This window comes from Alcanivorax sp. VBW004 (assembly GCF_009718865.1).
In the GTDB taxonomy this organism is placed as follows: domain Bacteria; phylum Pseudomonadota; class Gammaproteobacteria; order Pseudomonadales; family Alcanivoracaceae; genus Alcanivorax.
Genome location: NZ_WNHC01000001.1, coordinates 2785086 through 2803870 on the forward strand (window position 1 = coordinate 2785086; position 18785 = coordinate 2803870).

At 59.2% G+C, this 18785-nt stretch carries 15 protein-coding genes; 8 read left to right on the forward strand and 7 right to left on the reverse strand.

Features of this window, described 5'->3' with window-relative positions:
- The first annotated feature begins 31 nt into the window (after positions 1 to 31).
- The 5 genes from F1529_RS12665 (at position 32) to F1529_RS12685 (ending at position 6016) form a co-directional block, all read left to right on the forward strand.
- Positions 32 to 1246, forward strand: a complete 1215-nt coding sequence (locus tag F1529_RS12665; RefSeq protein ID WP_155135227.1) for an O-succinylhomoserine sulfhydrylase — start codon at positions 32 to 34, stop codon at positions 1244 to 1246.
- A gap of 48 nt (positions 1247 to 1294) precedes the next feature.
- On the forward strand, positions 1295 to 2206 hold the full coding sequence (locus F1529_RS12670) for a MoxR family ATPase (RefSeq protein ID WP_007150232.1): 912 nt from the start codon (positions 1295 to 1297) through the stop codon (positions 2204 to 2206).
- A gap of 51 nt (positions 2207 to 2257) precedes the next feature.
- Positions 2258 to 3172, forward strand: a complete 915-nt coding sequence (locus tag F1529_RS12675; RefSeq protein WP_155135229.1) for a DUF58 domain-containing protein — start codon at positions 2258 to 2260, stop codon at positions 3170 to 3172.
- Positions 3172 to 5208, forward strand: coding sequence for a DUF3488 and transglutaminase-like domain-containing protein (locus F1529_RS12680; protein WP_155135231.1), 2037 nt, complete (start codon positions 3172 to 3174; stop codon positions 5206 to 5208). The genes F1529_RS12675 and F1529_RS12680 overlap by 1 nt, the downstream gene beginning before the upstream one ends.
- Before the next feature lie 73 nt (positions 5209 to 5281).
- The gene (locus tag F1529_RS12685; protein ID WP_155135233.1) at positions 5282 to 6016 is read left to right on the forward strand and encodes a TenA family transcriptional regulator; all 735 of its coding nucleotides are present in this window, start codon (positions 5282 to 5284) and stop codon (positions 6014 to 6016) included.
- 72 nt (positions 6017 to 6088) lie between these two features.
- Here F1529_RS12685 and F1529_RS12690 read toward each other — a convergent pair whose 3' ends face one another.
- On the reverse strand, positions 6089 to 6655 hold the full coding sequence (locus tag F1529_RS12690; protein ID WP_007149727.1) for a hypothetical protein: 567 nt from the start codon (positions 6653 to 6655) through the stop codon (positions 6089 to 6091).
- 140 nt (positions 6656 to 6795) lie between these two features.
- Between F1529_RS12690 and hrpB the strand changes: the two genes are divergently transcribed.
- On the forward strand, positions 6796 to 9252 hold the full coding sequence (hrpB, locus tag F1529_RS12695) for an ATP-dependent helicase HrpB (protein ID WP_155135235.1): 2457 nt from the start codon (positions 6796 to 6798) through the stop codon (positions 9250 to 9252).
- A gap of 86 nt (positions 9253 to 9338) precedes the next feature.
- Here the strand turns inward: hrpB and F1529_RS12700 are convergent, their stop codons facing one another.
- Positions 9339 to 11036: a sulfatase-like hydrolase/transferase gene (locus F1529_RS12700; RefSeq protein ID WP_155135237.1), complete on the reverse strand. Its 1698-nt coding sequence runs from the start codon at positions 11034 to 11036 to the stop codon at positions 9339 to 9341.
- A gap of 80 nt (positions 11037 to 11116) precedes the next feature.
- Here F1529_RS12700 and F1529_RS12705 point away from each other — a divergent pair, with 80 nt between their 5' ends.
- Entirely contained in the window at positions 11117 to 12049 is a 933-nt protein-coding gene (locus tag F1529_RS12705; RefSeq protein WP_230457788.1) for a LysR family transcriptional regulator, read from the forward strand.
- A gap of 150 nt (positions 12050 to 12199) precedes the next feature.
- On the opposite strand, the gene acnB is transcribed toward F1529_RS12705, so the two are convergent.
- Entirely contained in the window at positions 12200 to 14800 is a 2601-nt protein-coding gene (gene acnB, locus F1529_RS12710) for a bifunctional aconitate hydratase 2/2-methylisocitrate dehydratase (RefSeq protein ID WP_007149196.1), read from the reverse strand.
- A gap of 204 nt (positions 14801 to 15004) precedes the next feature.
- On the reverse strand, positions 15005 to 15913 hold the full coding sequence (locus tag F1529_RS12715) for a lysophospholipid acyltransferase family protein (protein ID WP_155135241.1): 909 nt from the start codon (positions 15911 to 15913) through the stop codon (positions 15005 to 15007).
- Positions 15914 to 16033: 120 nt separating this feature from the next.
- Between F1529_RS12715 and F1529_RS12720 the strand changes: the two genes are divergently transcribed.
- Positions 16034 to 16660 (forward strand): tRNA-(ms[2]io[6]A)-hydroxylase, encoded by a 627-nt coding sequence (locus F1529_RS12720; protein ID WP_155135243.1) that lies wholly within the window; start codon positions 16034 to 16036, stop codon positions 16658 to 16660.
- Positions 16661 to 16783: 123 nt separating this feature from the next.
- Here the strand turns inward: F1529_RS12720 and F1529_RS12725 are convergent, their stop codons facing one another.
- The 3 genes from F1529_RS12725 to F1529_RS12735 are packed head-to-tail and all read right to left on the reverse strand — an operon-like array spanning position 16784 to position 18632.
- On the reverse strand, positions 16784 to 17515 hold the full coding sequence (locus F1529_RS12725) for a UDP-2,3-diacylglucosamine diphosphatase (RefSeq protein WP_155135245.1): 732 nt from the start codon (positions 17513 to 17515) through the stop codon (positions 16784 to 16786).
- A 2-nt stretch (positions 17516 to 17517) separates the two neighbouring features.
- A complete protein-coding gene (locus tag F1529_RS12730) occupies positions 17518 to 18129 on the reverse strand; it encodes a peptidylprolyl isomerase (RefSeq protein ID WP_196220403.1) in 612 nt (203 codons plus the stop codon).
- A gap of 5 nt (positions 18130 to 18134) precedes the next feature.
- Positions 18135 to 18632: a peptidylprolyl isomerase gene (locus F1529_RS12735; protein WP_007151150.1), complete on the reverse strand. Its 498-nt coding sequence runs from the start codon at positions 18630 to 18632 to the stop codon at positions 18135 to 18137.
- Positions 18633 to 18785 lie beyond the last annotated feature (153 nt).

Genomic DNA, 18785 nt, shown 5'->3' on the forward strand with positions numbered 1-18785 from the left:
GTCGCGTGCGGCATGAAAGCGAGAATAAACCATGAGTGATGATCTGGATCCGACAACCTTGAGTGTGGAAACCCTGGCAATCCGTACGGCGCAATTGCGCACGGATGAAATGGCGCATTCGGATCCTATCTTCATGACCTCCAGCTTCGTCTACGAAAACGCGGCGCAAGCAGCGGCGCGGTTTAGTGGTGAAGAGCCCGGCAACATCTACTCCCGCTTTACCAACCCTACCGTACGCGCCTTTGAGCAGCGGCTTGCAGCTCTGGAAGGCGGTGAGGCCTGTGTGGCTTTCGCGTCCGGTATGGCGGCGATCAGCGGCACGTTTTTCGCTTTGCTGGCACCAGGCGACCACATCGTCAGCTCGCGCAGTGTGTTCGGCACCACCAACGTGATTTACGACCGCTACCTGAAGAAATTTGGTATCGACACCACGCTGGTGGACATGAGTGATCTGTCACAGTGGCAAGCGGCGATTCGCCCGGAAACGAAAATGTTGTTTCTGGAAACGCCGTCGAATCCACTGGCGGAAGTCGGTGACATTGCCGCCCTGGCCAAGCTCGCCCATGACAACGGGGCGTTGCTGGTGGTGGATAACTGTTTCTGCACGCCGGCCCTGCAAAAGCCTATCGAGCTGGGTGCTGACCTGATTATCCATAGCGCCACCAAATATCTGGACGGGCAGGGGCGTTGCCTCGGTGGTGCCGTGGTCGGCCCGAAAGAACCCATGAATGATATTCTCGGGTTCGTTCGTTCTGCCGGTTCCTGTATGAGCCCGTTCAATGCCTGGGTCTTTATCAAGGGCCTGGAAACCCTGAGCCTGCGAATGAAGGCGCAAAGCGAACGGGCCATGGTGCTGGCTGAATGGCTGGAAGCACAGCCGGGGATTGCCCGGGTGCATTATGCCGGGCTGAAAAGTCACCCACAGCATGAACTGGCGGGCAAGCAGCAGTCGGCCTACGGCGCGGTAATGTCCATCGAAGTGGAAGACGCTGCCGGTAACCGCGATCGTCAGGCAGCCTGGCGCTTTATTGATGCCACTCGCCTGATTTCCATTACTGCCAACCTTGGCGATGTTAAAACAACTGTGACTCATCCGGCGACGACTACCCATGGGCGAGTCAACGAAGAAGAAAAACAGCGAGCCGGTGTGACAGAGAATCTGATTCGTCTGGCCATTGGCCTGGAGGCGGTTGAGGATCTGCAGGCAGACCTGAGCCGCGGTCTGAAGGCGCTGGCCAGCGCCTGATCTTCCGCCTCGCTGTCCGTATTGGCAATGAATGCATAAAGGGGACGCATGCAGGCACTGGATAAAGCCCTGGCCCAGGTAGGGCGAGTTGTACTGGGCAAAGAAGAACAACTGAAACTGGCGCTGACCTGTATGTTGGCCAACGGCCACCTGCTGATCGAAGACCTGCCGGGCATGGGTAAAACCACCCTGGCCCATGCGCTGGCCCGGGTGTTCCAGCTGGATTACCGGCGGGTGCAGTTCACCAGCGATATGCTGCCGGCGGATATCCTGGGTGTGTCCGTATTCGACCCCAACACTCAGCAATTCTCCCTCCGCGAAGGTCCGGTATTCACTCAACTGCTGCTGGCTGATGAAATCAATCGTGCCACGCCGAAAACCCAGAGCGCCTTGCTGGAAGCCATGGAAGAGCGGCAGGTCACGCTGGATGGGGTGACCCGGCCATTACCCGCGCCGTTTTTTGTGGTGGCGACCCAGAACCCGGTGGACCAGGCCGGCACTTTCGTGCTGCCGGAATCCCAGCTGGACCGTTTTCTGATGCGTATATCCCTGGGCTATCCGGCTCCGGATGTGGAGCTGGAACTGCTCGCCGGCGGTGATTTGCGCCAGCAGGTGCGCGAGTTGAAAGCGGTAATCAATGGTGAAGGGCTGATGAAGCTGGCCCAGGTAGTGGGCAAAATCCGGGTGACCCGCGAACTGCTCGACTATGTACAGCGACTGCTTGACGCTACGCGCTCAGATGACCGCTTTGTGGCGGGGCTGTCACCCCGTGCTGGCTTGGGGCTGTTACGTGCCGCACGGGCCTGGGCGCTGATTACCGGCCGGGACTATGTGCTGCCAGAAGACGTGCAGGCGGTCTGGGCCTCGGTGGCAGAGCATCGCCTGAGTGCTCGGCAAGGGGGCAGCGTGGCTGCCATTAGCCAATCATTGCTCCAGTCCGTGCCTGTGGTACGGCGCTAGGGCGGCATCGTGAGGCTTCCTCAAGGACCGCGCCGGCTGTACGAGCGATGGTTGGCACGCCGTCTGCCGGCAGCCAGTCAGATCGTTCTCGACCAGAAACGTATTTTTATTTTTCCTACCGGCTACGGGTTTTTCTATCTGTTAGTGGCCGCGCTGCTGTTTATCGGTGGCATCAATTATGAAAACAACCTGATTCTGGCCCTGTCTTTTCTGATGGCGAGTCTGTTTCTGGTGGCCATCCTGCATACGTTTCGCAATTTATCTGCCCTGGGTCTGCGCAATGGCACGGCGGAATCCGGCTTCAGTGGCGAAGAAGGGGCACTGGAAGTGGTGCTGTTTGCTGAACAGCGTGCTCATCATTGTATCTGGTTGCGCTGGCCAGGGCAGGACGCACAACAGGTGAGTGTCCTGGCGGGCGAGGAGGAGAGCCTGTGGCTGAATCTGTCGTTGGCCAGAAGGGGCAAAATCCCGGCACCACGACTGAAAGTGGAAAGCCGTTTTCCTCTTGGCTTGCTGCGTACCTGGTCCTACGCGACGCTCGATCATTATTGCCTGGCCTGGCCGCGTCCGCAGGAAAGTGAAGATTGCCCTGCCGATGGTGGCAAAAATAACCAGCGGGCATTCAGCAGTGGCCAGTCCGGCAACGAAGAGTTTCAGGGGCTGCGCCGGTATGTGCCGGGCGACTCCTTGCGCAAAATCGACTGGAAAGGGTATGCCCGTGGTCGCGGCCTGAATACCAAGCTGTTCGAAGAGCCTGTGGGCGGACGGCTCTGGCTGCGCTGGGACAAGCTGGAAGGGTTGGGTGATGAACAACGGCTTTCCATTCTGTGTCACTGGGTGCTGGAGCTGGATCGGCAACACCAGCCCTATGGGTTGGTGTTGCCGGGCCTGACATTGGCGCCGGATACCGGTGATGTGCATCGCTGGCGCTTGCTGGATGCGCTGGCCTGTTACCCGGAGTTCTGATGGCGCGTATTTACCAGGTTCCTTCCCATACCCGGCTTTGGCTGACGCTTGCGGTAACGTTCTGTGCGCTGCCTCAGCTACTCAAAGGCCCGCTTTGGCAGGGTGGTCTGTTTGCGTTGGTGATCGCGATCCGTGCCCTGGTCAACCGCCAGCGGATGGCGCTGCCCGGGCGTATTATCCGCAGCCTGTTGCTGATGGGGGCGGTGGCGCTCACCTTTTACAGCTTCGGTCGCCTGTACGGTCCGGAAGCGGGGGTGGCGCTGTTGGTGTCGCTGTTCGGGCTCAAGTATCTGGAAGTGGTCAGTCAGCGTGATGCCTACGTCTTGCTGGTGCTGGGCTTCTTTGTTTGCGCGACCTCGTTGCTGTTCTCGCAAAGTCCGTTGATGTTCTTGTATGTGCTGCTGTGCATGGTGCTGCTCACCGCCTGCCTGGCGGGTATCAACCATAGCGACACCCGTGCCAGCGGCATGCAGCACCTTAAACGCGCCGGCATCATTATGGCCCAGGCGGTCCCCTTGATGCTGATTCTGTTTGTGCTGGTGCCTCGGGTGGCGCCGCTATGGAACATGCAGGTGGGCAACGGAAAAGCCCGCACCGGGATGACGGACAGCATGGCCCCGGGACAGATCAGCGAACTGTCAGAGTCGTCCGCGCTGGCGTTCCGTGTCGCTTTTGACGGCGATATGCCGCCGCCGGCAGAACGCTACTGGCGCGGCCTGACATTGAGCCATTTTGATGGCCGGGCCTGGCAGCAGGCGATTCCCCGTGGCATGGATGAGGCTAACTACCTGTACAGCGGTCGTGGGCCGGCACCGGACTGGGTCGATGCCTTGACGGCCGGGCGGAGTGACGGCACCAGCTATGCGTATCAGGTCATTGTCGAGCCCACTCAGCGGCGTTGGTTGTTTGCCATGCCGGTACCCTTTGTCAGTGAGGGAGGCGTCAGCCTGGCCCGGGACATGCGGCTGGTGGCGAACAACCCGGTGAGCCAACGACAGAGCTATCAGGTGGTCAGTGTGCCGGCGGCAACCCGGCGGCTGCCATTGGCTGCAGAAGAGAAAGCGCTGATGCTGTCGATTCCTGACGAGAGCGGCCGGCGTGCCCGTGGTCTCGCCCAGCAGTGGCGCCTGGAGAGCCAGTCGGATGCGGCAGTGGTGCAGCAGGCGCTGAGGTATTTTCGCCAACAGCCTTTCCATTACACGCTGCGACCGCCCAAACTGGTGGCCGACCCCATTGACGATTTCCTGTTCCGTTCGCGCAAGGGGTTCTGCGAGCATTATGCCTCCAGCTTTACCTTCCTGATGCGCGCTGCCGGAATCCCTGCCCGGGTGGTGGTGGGCTATCAGGGGGGCGAACAGAACAGTCTGGGTTCCCACTTGCTGGTGCGCCAATACGACGCCCATGCCTGGAGTGAGGTGTGGCTTGAGGGACAGGGCTGGGTGCGGGTGGACCCCACCGGTGCAGTGGCGCCTGAGCGCGTGGAACGCGGGTTGCGGGCTGCCCTTGAAGAGGGCGACTCCGGGGATGCGCTTGGAGGTATTCAACTCGATGGCTTTGCTGGTAGTGGTCTGTTGGGGGTCATGCGTGAGTGGGCGGATTATGTGGATTTCCGCTGGCAGACCTGGGTGTTGGGTTATGACAGCCAGCTGCAGTTGTCCGTGCTGAGCAAGCTGCTGGGCCAGGTGACACCGCTGCGTGTAGCGGTAACCCTGATGGTGTCTGTGGCATTGCTGCTGGGGCTGTATGGCTTGTATTTGTTCTGGCGCACCCCGGTCCATAGCCAGTCGCCCATGGAGAAGGAATTCTGGCGGTTACATCAGCGTGTGCAGGGCTGCGGGTTGGCGTTGTCCCCGGGGGTGACCCCTTCACAGTTGGCTGAGGCCATTGCAGGGCGCTGGCCCCGGGCCGCCAGCCCGGCCCGTGACTGGGCCCGTTACTACCAGCGTGCTCTGTACGATCCACGACAAAAAGCCAGTAAACAGCAAATGCGTCATTTACGTGGCCTGCGAAATCGCTTATACAAATTATTGGACTAGTGTGCTAGCCGGGAGGCGGGTACGCTGGTGTTCGCTGCATTGATTTGCTTTGGGTTGTTATGGAGAACGACGAATGCGTGCCGCAAATTACAAGAAAGCGTTAGAGCTGACAGAACACACCCCCTGGGCCCAGCAGTTCTGGGATGATCTGGTGCCCCTCAAGAACAAGGTCGTCAACCACCCGGTATTCGCGGAGATGGCCAGTGGCCAGCTGAGCCTGCCGCGTTTCCGTTGTGCGTTATTGAATTTCTACCCGCTGGTGGAAAACTTCCCCAAGTACATGGGGTTGAACCTGGCGAAAACCCGGCCTGGCCGCTTCCCGGGCCACGAGCAGGCCAAGAACTGGTTGATCGGCAACATCAAGATTGAACAGCGCCATGCCTACTGGTATCAGGACTGGGCCATGGGATTCGGCCTGACACTGGAAGATCTGGAATTTGTTGAGCCTCCCGCGGCGATGGATGCGGTGAATAATTTTCTCTGGACCATGGGCCGGCAAGGTAGCCTGGAAGAAGGGATCGCGGCGACCAATCTGGCCATTGAGTGGGCCACGGGCGAGTGGAGCCAGAGTGTGGTCAAGGGCATGAAGGCGTATCAGGAAGACGGGGTCGTCACGATTAACCGTCATTCCATGGCCTGGCTGAGAGCTCATGCCTCTTATGACGACGATCACCCCCATGAGGCCATGGAGTTGGTGAAGTTGCTCTGTGTAGAGCAGGAAAGCCGTGACCGCGCCTTCAAGGCGGCCCAGCGTGGGCTGGAGTATTACATTCAGGCGCTGGAGTATTGCTGGGAAAGCGCGGATTAAGAGATGCTGCACGCTTCACGCAACAAGCCGGAAGCCGTGTTGCGTGTAAGCGTGTAGCGTGTCGCATCTCCCTCACATATACACTTTCAGCTTGTCGCGAATCACTTTCTGGATTGCCTTGATCTCCATGGGGGAGCGGTCCACCAGCTTGGACGGTTGAATGCGATGCAGGTGCAGGCAGGGGAAATCCTTGCGAAAAGCCCGCAGGTCGCCTTTGGTGATAACCGGTAGAAAGGGAACTTCCTTCGTTTCTTTTTTCATCAGCGCCCACAAACCCACTTTCAGCGGCACTGGCTTGATAACACGCTTGCCGTACTTGAGCAGGCGCAAGGTCAGAAACAACCCCTCCTTACCGAACAGATCGCCGGGTACGATGTACATGCCGCTGGCATGCACACTGTGGTCGCCGATACTGTTGAAGGTATCGTGGTACGCGTAGGGATTAGGCAAAATTATCATCGAGCGATCATCGTCATCGGGCAACGAGATGTCGTAGTTGGTATAGAGCTGCTGCACGGGCGCACTGTAAACGCACAGCGTTTCCTGGAACTGCTTGATAAAATTGACTGCCCGCTTGTGGTTGTCAAACTGGTCCAGTTTCCAGATTAGATGCTCAGGGATCCCCAAATCATTCAGCATAAATCACTATCTGATGTAGTTATTAATTATTAGCTATATGGGCAGAATATAGCATAGGTTTTGCTCGTCACGAGCATTACAGCGTGATGAAAAGTGGCAGCGTGACGGTGGTCACGGCGAAACGGCGACGGACGTAACGAATGGCAACAGATTTCCCGGTAGATCAGGCGATTAACCCGCTGTTACAGGCGTTAAAGGCGCACGGGCGTGCCATTCTTGAGGCGCCACCGGGGGCGGGGAAGTCCACCCGTGTACCTCTGGCGCTGCTGGACAGTGAGTGGGGGCAGCGCGGGAAAATCCTGATGCTGGAGCCACGCCGTGTGGCGGCCCGGTCGGTGGCCACGTTTATGGCCTCGCAACGGGGAGAAGCCGTGGGGCAGTCGGTAGGCTACCGCACCCGTACTGATACCCGGGTGAGTGCCCGGACGCGCCTGGAAGTGGTGACCGAAGGCGTGCTGACCCGCATGTTGCTCAACGATCCGGAACTCCCCGGAGTGAGCCTGGTGATTTTTGATGAATTCCATGAACGCTCGCTGAACGCGGACCTTGGCCTGGCCCTGATTCTGGAAGCGAGTGAGGCTTTTCGTCCCGACCTCGGCCTGCTGGTGATGTCCGCCACATTGGACTGCGGCCCGCTGGAAACCCTTCTGCAGGCGCCGGTGGTGCGTAGCGAAGGGCAGAGCTACCCGGTGTCCGTTGCTTATGCGCCGGTGCCCGCCCGCCAGGACTGGCGCAACCATTGCGCGGAACAGGTGATGAGCCTGATAGGCGACGCCGGGGTGATGCTGGTCTTCCTGCCCGGGCAGAGCGATATGCGTCGTGTTGCCAGCCAGTTGAATCAGCGGAGCTGCCCGGTGCCAGTGGTCACGCTGCATGGCGGCTTGTCTCTGGACAAGCAGCAGAGAGTGATTGCGCTGGCAGCCAGTGAGCCGCAGCTGATCGTGTTGACGACCAATGTGGCAGAAACCAGCCTGACCATCGAAGGGGTAACTCACGTGGTCGACAGCGGTTTTGCCCGCGAGCCGGTCTATGATGCTGCCCGGCACCGTACCCGGTTGGTGACCTGCCGCATCAGTGAGGCCAACGCCCGGCAACGTAGCGGCCGGGCAGGGCGCCTGGGCCCAGGCCATAGCCTGCGCTTGTGGGGCGAAGCGGACGTGCTGGCGCGTTATCAATTACCGGAAATTCAGCGCGTGGGGCTCGACCGGCTAGTGCTGGATCTGGCTCGCTGGGGTTGCCGCGAGCCGCAACAGATGCCATGGCTTGACGCGCCACCGCAGGCCGCCTGGCACAGTGCGGTGGAGCGCCTGCAGCGGGGTGGTGCGCTGGATCAAAGCGCGTCGCTGACGTCTCGGGGCGAGGCCATTGCCCGTCTCCCGGTGGATCCATCCCTTGCCCTTTTGTTGATTGCTGCCAAAGAGGCCGGGCTCGCTGAGCCGGCGGCCCGGCTTGTCGCGGTGCTGTCCGAGCGGGATATCCTTGCCAGCGAGGGGGTGGATTTACGGCGGCGCCTGGAGGCGCTGGAGAATCATCCGCAACGCTTCGCTACGGTACTTGCCGAGGCGAAGCGCCTTAACGCCGGGAACGACCAGGCATCGCAAGGCTGGCGCGATGGCATGGGGGGCTTGTTGGCGTCAGTGTTTGCGCTGCAGATAAGCCGGCGGCGTAGTGGTAGTCAGGGGCGTTACCAAATGGCCGATGGCCCGGGCCTGTTCCTGCATGACAACGATAGCCTGCAGGGAACGGAATGGTTGCTGGTCATGGATACGGATGGACAGCCGAGGGACGCCCGTATTCGTCTCGCCTGGCCGCTGACCGATCAAGAGATTGAATCTGTTCTGGAGCAACACGGCCGTTGGCGGGAACATATTGGTTGGGACACCGAAAAGCAGCGGGTCACCGGGCGGCGTGAAAGAGTGCTGGGGAATCTGGTGCTGCAAAGCCAGACACTGGAGTCCCTGGACAGTGAGCAACAGATAGCCGGGCTGCTGGCCGGTATCCGCAGCCTGGGCCTTGCGGTGCTTCCCTGGGAGGCGCATTGGCGTCAGTGGCAAGCGCGCATTCAGCGTTTATCTGCGATACAGCCAGACGCGGGCTGGCCGGATGTGAGTGATGCGGGGCTGATGGCCTGCCTGGAACAGTGGCTGGCGCCTTATCTTGCCGGCATGCGCAGTGTGGCGGATCTGAAGAAATTGCCTCTGGGGGCTGCGCTGTCGAGCCTGTTATCGGTAGACCAGCAGCGTCACTTGAAACAGTGGATGCCGGAAACGGTGACGATTCCCACCGGCCGCAGTGTGCGTCTGGATTACACCGGCGAGCATGTGGTGTTGGCGGCCAAGCTGCAGGAACTGTTCGGTTTGCAGGCGTTGCCGCCCCTGGCCGGTGGGGCGCTGGCAATCACCGCTCACCTGTTGACCCCGGCAGGGCGACCGGCAGCCATTACCGATAATCTGGCGCGGTTCTGGGCAGAGAACTATGCGGCCGTGCGTAAAGATCTTCGCGGGCGTTATCCCAAGCATCCCTGGCCGGAAGATCCTTTGCAGGCGATACCCACGGCGGTGACCAAGAAACGCCAGGCCCGCAATGATGCGTCATGACCGAACGTGATTGATGAGCTGGATAAGGTGGGCGGCAGCCGGCGTTACTTCCCAAGGCGCCAGCCGGCTGCCAGCCCGAAAAAGGGCTATAGCTGATAGAGGAAGGTGGGCCCGGGAAACTCTCCGCCGTTGTCCTTGCCAATTTCATGGTCAATCAGCGCATTGGTTTTTTCATTCATGCTCAGCAGTAACGCTTTGTGCGGGTCCGGCGTTGCGGCCAGATTGTCCAGTTCATCCGGGTCGTTGTGAGTGTCATACAGTTCCAGATCGTTGTTCTGCGTCAACGTCGCCCAGCCTGCCGGGCGGTGATGGCTGTCGGGGCTGAAGTAGCGGACGAATTTATAGCGCCCGTCGAAACAGCCGCGATGCAGGCCCCGATTGTTCAGTGCGGGGCCCAGCTTCAATTGGCTAAAGGCTTCTGTCATCAGTCGCATGGGGGTGATCTCGTCGCCTTTTTCAACCAGGGCTTGGGTGATCTCCGGGTCGGTGTAGAGCGTCACTCCATACGCGAACAAATGGCCTTTGCTGTCCCTGTCTGAGGGGCGCCCATCGAGTGCCGTTGACAAGTCGGTGCCGGGGGTTTGCGTGTCGGCCTTGCCCTCGGTTGCCAGGCTTAGCAGCGTGGGAACCAGGTCGACGGAAGAGCCGATATTGTCCACGTCGCGTTGTTGGCGCGCGTCCGGGTGGCTGATGATCAGTGGTACCCGGCTGTTCTCCTTGTAGGCGAAGGGCCCTTTCTGGCGAAGGCCATGGGCTCCGGCCATTTCACCATGGTCGGCGGTGTAGACAATGATGGTGTTATCCGCCTGCCCGCTTTCCTCCAGGGCCTGCAGCACCTGGTCCACCTGTCGCGACACGTCTCGCAGGCAATTGAAGTAGTAACTCTGGTTGGCCAGCCAGGCGGCTTCGTTATCTTTGTCGATGTGACCATAAACGCTGTCTATCAGTTTGGCGTAGGCCTGTTGGCACCAGGGCTTGTTGTCCAGTGACGCCCGAAAAGACGCAGGAAGAGAAATGTGGGACCAGTCTTTTGCGTACACCGGATCATGGGGTGCCGGACGAAGCGGTGCCATGAACTGCGGATTGGTGCGTGAGCGTGATTGTTTTTCGCCGGTAGAGAAAAACATGATGTCATGGGGATTGACGAAATTGACCGCCAGGAACCAGGGTTTTTCTTCTGTCTGACCTTTACCCATGAGCCAACGGCAGGCCTCTGCGGTGACCATTCTGTCGGCAATGTAACCCTGCCAGACACTGCCGTGAACATCGCCGGTGAGGTTGTAGTCACTGAAGCCGTGCTTTTCCAGTGCACGGTTTCTGCTTGGGTAATTGCCGTACAGCAGGCCGGGGCCATCCTCGATATCTGACAGGTGCCATTTCCCCTTGTAGGCCGTGTAGTAGCCCTGATCGCGAAAATGATGCCCCAGGGTTTTCAGCTTGTCGTTGAGTGCGGGAAAAGGGGGCGCATGGAGATTGGCTGTCATGTGGGTGTGCATGGTGTGCTGGCCGGTGTACATGACCGAGCGTGAGGGGGAGCACGGTGAGGTGTTGACGTGATAATGGTTGAAGCTGGTGCCTTGCCGACGCAGCCTCTCGTGGCCGGGAAGATCCAGGGAGCCCGGCAGGTCCAGGCCTGAGCGTTCCTGATCGGAAACCAGCAACAGCACATTGGGGCGCCGGTTCTTTCGCAAGCCTGGAGCGCCTTTAACCGGGTTGGCAACGGCCAGGGCAGTGGCGCCAAGGCCAAGTTGTTTCAGTGCTGTACGGCGATTTATTTTTGTCATCTGTCTCTCCCGTGGTAACCCGAACAGGGCAGCGTGGACAGAGTATGGCCGGCTTTGCTATAAGCATGGTTTATATATCCATGCGTAAAGGTAATGCCATGTGGCAATTGCAGCAGCTCCGCCATTTCGTGGCGATCTATGAGCAGGGCAGTGTATCGGCGGCGGCCCGGCAACTGGGGCTGTCGCAACCGGCGTTGAGCCGTAGCATGCAGCGGCTGGAGGACGCGGTTGGGCTGGTGTTGTTTCAGCGCGACACGCACCATCTGCGGCCGACTGACTTTGCACAATCGCTTTACCGGCAGGCAAACCGGATCCTGCAGGAGAGTGCGGGCCTGGATCGTATGGTGGGTCGGCATCGCGAGGGCAAGGCCGGGGTAATCAGTATCGGTTGTGGCCCTTTTGTTCCCGATATTCTTATGCAGATGCTATCCGGGCCGAATGTGCTGGCGCAGGGCCAGCGGCTTGATATTCAGGTGGGGGAATTCCATACCCTGCAAAAAGGGCTGTATGCCTACCGGCATGATTTCATGGTCTACGACCTGCGTTTACGGCAGCGATTACCTGATCAGGATGATCTGGTTACGCACCCTTTATTGGCACTGCCATTACGGGTAGTGGCGTCACCGAAGATCATGGCGGCGAGTGCCGTCGCAGGGAGTGATGAGCAAGCGTTGAAGACGCTGGCTTTTGAGCAGCGTTGGGCGCTGCCGAGAGTGTCACGAAACTACCGCCGGGAAACGGCAACCTGGCTGACGGCGTTAATGAATGAACGGGGAGGCCCGGATTACCAGCTGGACACGATCAGTTCGTGTCTGGCGCTTTGCCGGGAAGGAAAGGCCCTGACCCTGGCACCGGATTCCATGATCGCGGGCGATGTGGCGTCCGGGGCTTTGTGTGTATTGCCGCTGGATGCCGGGGTCGATGCGCAGCCAAGTATGTACCGTCTGCGTTCGCATCCCCTGTCGGAACCCGCCGCGCGAGTCTGGCAATTTCTTGCGTCCAGCCAGACTTAAGGTGATCCATCGAGTGATAAGCGAAGGTGGGGGTAAACTCACGATTTAATCCAGTAAGCGGTCGCCAGCGTATCGTTTATACTTGACCTGCGATGAACCAAAAAAAAGCCCCGCAAATGCGGGGCTTTTTGGTGAAGCAATTACCGAGCCTTAGACAGACTGGGCAACCGGGATCTTCACGGTGTCTGCCACTTCCTGGTATTCGGCCATCTGGTCGAAGTTCAGGTAGCGGTAGATTTCGGAGGACATGGAGTCGATGGTGTTCGCATACTCCATGTACTCTTCCTTGCTCGGCAGCTTGCCGAGGATGGACGCCACAGACGCCAGCTCAGCCGATGCCAGGTACACATCCGCACCCTGACCCAGACGGTTCGGGAAGTTACGGGTGGAGGTGGATACAGCAGTGGACTTTGGCGCGATGCGAGCCTGGTTACCCATGCACAGGGAGCAGCCTGGCATCTCGGTGCGCGCACCGGCGCTGCCGAAGATGTTGTAGTAGCCTTCTTCGGTGAGCTGGTGCTGATCCATCTTGGTCGGCGGAGCGATCCACAGACGGGTCGGCATGGTGCCGCTTTCCACTTTCTGCAGCAGCTTGCCCGCAGCACGGAAGTGACCGATGTTGGTCATGCAGGAACCGATGAACACTTCGTCGATCTTGGCGCCAGCCACGTCGGACAGGGTCTTGGCATCGTCCGGGTCGTTCGGGCAGCACAGTACCGGCTCGTTGATCTGGTCCATGTCGATTTCGATGACAGTGTGGTACTCGGCATCAGCGTCGGCACGCATCAGGCTCGGGTTGGCCAGCCACTCTTCCATGCCGTTGATGCGACGCTCAATGGTACGGGCATCGCCGTAACCGTTGGCAATCATCCATTTGAGCATGGTGATGTTGGACTTCAGGTACTCGGTCACGCTGTCTTCGGACAGGGTGATGGTACAGCCCGCAGCGGAACGCTCGGCGGACGCGTCAGACAGCTCGAATGCCTGTTCAACGGTCAGGTCATCCAGGCCTTCAATTTCCAGTACGCGACCGGAGAAGACGTTGACCTTGCCCGCTTTGGCAACGGTCAGGTGGCCGTCTTTGATAGCCTGCATGGGGATGGCATGGACCAGGTCACGCAGGGTGATGCCCGGCTGGCGTTTACCCTTGAAGCGAACCAGAACCGATTCCGGCATGTCCAGCGGCATAACGCCGGTGGCAGCAGCGAACGCAACCAGACCAGAGCCGGCCGGGAAGGAGATGCCCATGGGGAAACGGGTGTGGGAGTCACCACCGGTACCAACGGTATCCGGCAGCAGCATACGGTTCAGCCAGGAGTGGATGATGCCGTCGCCCGGACGCAGGGAAACACCGCCACGGTTCATGATGAAGTCGGGCAGGGTGTGCTGGGTTTCCACGTCAACCGGCTTGGGGTAAGCGGCGGTGTGACAGAAAGACTGCATCACCAGGTCGGCCTGGAAGCCCAGGCAAGCCAGATCTTTCAGCTCGTCACGGGTCATCGGGCCAGTGGTGTCCTGGGAGCCCACGGTGGTCATCTTCGGCTCGCAGTACATGCCGGGGCGAACACCGTCCATGCCACAGGCCTTGCCGACCATTTTCTGGGCCAGAGTGAAGCCCTTGTCGGAATCACCCGGCTGTTCCGGCTTGCGGAACAATTCGGACGGTGCCAGACCCAGCGCTTCGCGAGCCTTGGTGGTCAGGCCGCGACCGATGATCAGGTTGATACGGCCGCCGGCGCGCACTTCGTCCAGCAGAACCTGGGAGCGCAGGTCGAATTCGGCGATGACTTCACCGTCTTTTTCTACCTTGCCTGCGAACGGGTAAACGTCGATCACGTCACCGGTGTTCATTTTTTCCACGTCACACTCGAAAGGCAGGGCGCCGGAATCTTCCATGGTGTTGAAGAAGATCGGAGCGATCTTGCCGCCGATGCAGACGCCGCCGGCGCGCTTGTTCGGTACGAACGGAATGTCGTCACCGAAGTGCCACAGTACGGAGTTGGTAGCCGATTTACGGGAAGAACCGGTACCCACAACGTCGCCCACGTAGGCAACCGGATGGCCTTTTTTCTTCAGCTCGTCCATCTGGCTCAGCGGGCCGATTTCACCGTCTTTTTCCGGGGTGATACCTTCGCGCGCATTTTTCAGCATGGCGTTGCCGTGTAGCGGGATATCCGGGCGGCTCCAGGCGTCCTGTGCAGGAGACAGGTCATCAGTGTTGGTTTCACCGGTAACCTTGAATACAGACAAGGTCATTTTTTCGGCCAGATCGGCACGCTTGGTGAACCATTCGCCTTCGGCCCAGGATTCAATGACTTCCTTGGCTTTGGCATTGCCGGCTTTCATTTTGTCTTCCACGTCGTGGAATGCATCGAAAACCAGCAGGGTGTGCTTGAGTTGTTCGGCGGCTTCGTCAACCAGCTCGGCATCGTCCAGAGCTTCGATCAGCGGGGCCACGTTGTAGCCACCCTGCATGGTGCCCAGCAGCTGGACAGCGCGCTTCTTGTCGATCAGAGGGGAGCTGGCTTCGCCTTTCACAATTGCGGTCAGGAAAGCGGCCTTTACATAAGCGGCCTGGTCCACACCGGGCGGAACGCGGTTGACGAACAGGTCCTGGATAAATTCTTCTTCGCCAGCCGGCGGGGTCTTCAGCAGTTCTACCAGGTCGGCAACCTGCTGTTCGGTAAGCGGCTTCGGCGGTACACCTTCAGCGGCGCGCTCTTCTACATGTTTGCGATAGGCTTCTAGCACAGCGTTTCCCTCATCGTCGTCTTGGCTAATTTCTTTTGGAAATCAGTCTTTTAGGGTGTTACTGGGGGTTGGAATTGCGCGCGGAGTATAGCGGAATGGGCATCAATTGTTAAGCCAAACGGGTGTTGCAGCCATTCATGGTATGAATACTCACAATCACTGAAAGCGTAAGACACTGAAAACGTAAGGTACTGAAACCGAGGGCTAGTATGGCGTGTCGACCCCGGGCGGTGGGCGACGGAAGCGCTTGTAGCTCCACAGGTACTGGCTGGGGGATTCGTCGATCAGGTTTTCAATGGAGTGGTTCATGGCCGTGAGGGCGGTATCCAGATCGTCATCGGCCACGCTGTCGTCCGCCGGGCGCACCCGAATTTCGTAGCCCTGGGTGCCGGGCAGACGACGGGCCCAGGCCATAAACGTGACGGCCTGTGTCTGGCGAATCAATTTGCAGGCGAGCGTACCGGTGTAGGCCGATTGCCCATAAAAAGGCACATGCCGCCCGCTGCGGCGGTCGGGGACCTGATCCGGGAGGATGGCGGTCAGGGCACCTTTTTTCATGGCCCTGACCAATCCGGCCACGCCACGGGCGGTGGTCGGATACATGGTGGAGCCAAAGTGCTCCCGGCCACTGCGTACCAGGTCATCGACTTCCGGCAGGCCGGAGGGGGCAAACATGGCATGCAAGCCAAATTCGGTGGCCAGCCAGAAGTTAAGGACTTCCCAGCAGCCCAGGTGCGGCGCCAGAATCATGATGGGTCTGCCATCCTGCACGGCCTGGCGTAATGGGGTATCACCGTCAACGGCCACCACCCGCTTCAGGCCCTCAGCAGGCTGTCGCCAGAACAGTGCAATTTCAAAGGTGTTCTTGACGCTTTCCAGCAGGGATTTGCGGGCCAGCCGGGTCTGTTCTTCCGCAGAGAGAGCGGGGTAGCAAAGCGCCAGGTTGGTCTTGCTGACTTTTAGTGCCTGAGTCGGCAACCAGGCCAGCAAGGTGCCAACGGCGGTGGCCAGTGCCCGGTTGATGGCAAAGGGCAGGGCGCCCAGCAGTCGCAATGCGATGATGGCTGCCTGACCTTTTGCTCGCTGTACGCGTGGATGTGTTTTTCTGCCCATGGCGCGACAGTATACGGGCGCGACCGGCGAGCACCAGCCGTGCGGATGAGATTGCGCACAAAAACGCTATAATGCCGGCGCCTGTCTGCGGATGGGTTACCTTGAGCCAGCGAGATCCCCATGCACGACATTTCTCATATCCGCGATTTTCTCCCCTGTGCGACGCCGCCTGCCTGGGTCGACTGGGCATTGCAGCACCCGGATATCCTGCTGATTGACCATGCCCACTGCGAAAAGAAAGCGGCCAGCACAGCGATCAACCTGATGTTTCGTTATGTGGACCGTCCCGAGCTACTGGATACGCTGAGCCAGCTGGCCCGCGAGGAGCTGCTGCATTTTGAACAGGTGGTGCAGCTGATGCGCCAGCGCGACGTGACCTACGACCACATGACTCCAGCCCGCTATGCCAAGGGGATGCGTCAGCATATACGCACCTCTGAACCTGGGCGCCTGGTGGATACCATGATTGTGGGGGCGTTAATCGAGGCACGCAGCTGTGAGCGTTTCGCCGCACTGGCGCCCCATGTGGATGAGGAGCTGGGGCGTTATTACCGCTATTTGCTGAAAAGTGAGTCGCGCCATTTTGAGGATTACCTGAAACTGGCCGAGCAATATGCGCAGGGGCCGATCGCTGAACGGGTGGATTTCTTCAAGGCGGTAGAGCAGGAACTGATTGAATCGCCGGATGATGAGTTCCGGTTTCATTCCGGAACGCCTGAAAGGGCAATAATAGTTAATAATGAATAATTAATAGTTGCGCGAGCAACGACTTTGCCACTTTAAACGCAAGAGGCCGCGCCCATAGGTTGGGCGCGGCCTCTTGCGTTTAAGAATTGAAACATTAATCCGCGAGTTATTAATTATTAACTATTAATTGATGTCGAAGCTTTCCAACCGCAGTCCCCGCTCACTGTCCGCCACAATCTGCCACCCCAGCTTCCCCCAGTCCCCGAGCACCCAGCGCTTGCCGGTGCCGTCAGGCAAGGCTACGTCGTGGACGTCCGGGCGGTGGGTGTGGCCGTGGATCAAGTGCTTCACACCGGCGTCCTGCATTTCCCGGACCACTTCCTCCGGGGTGACATCCATGATGTTTTCGGCCTTGTTGGCATTGTTGCCCTGGCTTTGCATACGCATGCCCTGGGCGATCATGCGACGCTCTTCCAGTGGTTTGGCGAGCATCCCCTGTTGCCACTGGGGGTTGCGGGCCATGGTGCGGAACTGCTGATAGGCGGTGTCCAGGGTGCAAAGGCTGTCGCCGTGCATGAGGATCGCATCAGTGCCGTAAAGATCGACTACGGTGCCTTCGTCGAGCAGGGTGCCGCCGCAGGCCGTCGCAAAGTCGTTGCCGAGCATGAAATCCCGGTTGCCGTGCATGAAGTAGAGCTTGCTGCCGCTGTCGGAAAACTGGCGGAAGGCGGCGATGGCATCGAGATTGAAGGGGGTGTCATCATCGTCGCCGATCCAGGCTTCGAACAGGTCGCCCAGTACATAGAGGGCGTCGGCTTTGCCGGCATGTTCTGCCAGCAGCTTTTTCAAGGCATCCAGATGCTCAGGGCGTGCCGGATCCAGGTGCAGATCAGAGATGAAAAGGGTGTAACTCATGACTATTGAGCGTCCTTCTCTTCGTTCGCCTGTTTAGCCGGCGTGCTGTCATCTTCCAGGCGATAGGCCTTGGTAATCAGAATCGGTACTTCCGGAACATCGCGGGCCATCATGCCGTTAAGGCGCTGGCTGGTGGTGCGTTCGCGAGCAATATTGTCGACCACATTCATGCCGTCAGTGACCGCTCCGAAAACGGTATAGCCCCAGCCGCGACTGTTCTTGCCGGTGAAATCCAGATTGCGATTGTCTACCAGATTTACAAAAAACTGGGCGGTGGCGGAGTGCGGGTTGCTGGTGCGCGCCATCGCCAGGGTGCCGCGCTTGTTCTTGAGACCGTTGTCGGCCTCGTTCTGAATGGGCTCGCGCGTGGCCTTGCGCTGCCCGCTCTGGTCAAAGCCGCCACCCTGAATCATGAAACCGCTAATAACACGGTGAAACTGGGTGCCGTTGTAGAAGCCACTGTCTACATATTGAAGAAAGTTGGCGACACTTTTCGGGGCTTTGTCTTCATACAGCTCGATGGTCACCGGGCCAGCAGTGGTGTCCAGGCGGACCACCGGGTTGGCCAGCAACAAGCCGGGAAGCAGGGCGAGCAGGGCAGCAGCAAGGCGCATGACGATTAGTCCTCAATCAGCTCGGCGGATTCGATCAGTACCGGTTCTGCCGGTACATCCTGATGGCCGCCGCTGTTGCCGGTGGCGACATTGCGGATTTTTTCCACCACGTCCATGCCGTCAGACACGGCGCCGAATACCGCATAGCCCCAGCCGTCCTGGCTGCGTTCCTTGTCCAGGAAGTGGTTGTCGGCCACATTGATGAAGAACTGGGCCGAGGCGGAATGCGGATCCGGGGTGCGCGCCATGGCAATGGTGCCGGCCTTGTTCGACAGGCCATTGCCCGCTTCATTCTGGATCGGTGCGCGGGTGGGCTTTTGCTGCATGTCTTCGGTGAAACCACCGCCCTGGATCATGAAGTTGCTGATAACGCGGTGGAAGATGGTGCCATCAAAGTGGCCTTCCTTGACGTATTGCACGAAGTTCTCGGTGGTTCCCGGCGCTTTCTCTGCGTCCAGTTGCAGGGTGATTTTGCCGTAAGTTGTTGTCAGCAACACTTTCATTGATGTTTCTCCGCAGGGTCGGACCCGTCAGTTAACGCCTATTTTGCGTGCAGAGGGGCCCTGAGTCTTTGACTGTTGGGGGGGCTACAGTACACTAGCGCACCTTCATTTTCACCGTACCCATTTACCGTATCTCTATCCGGACTGGCCCAG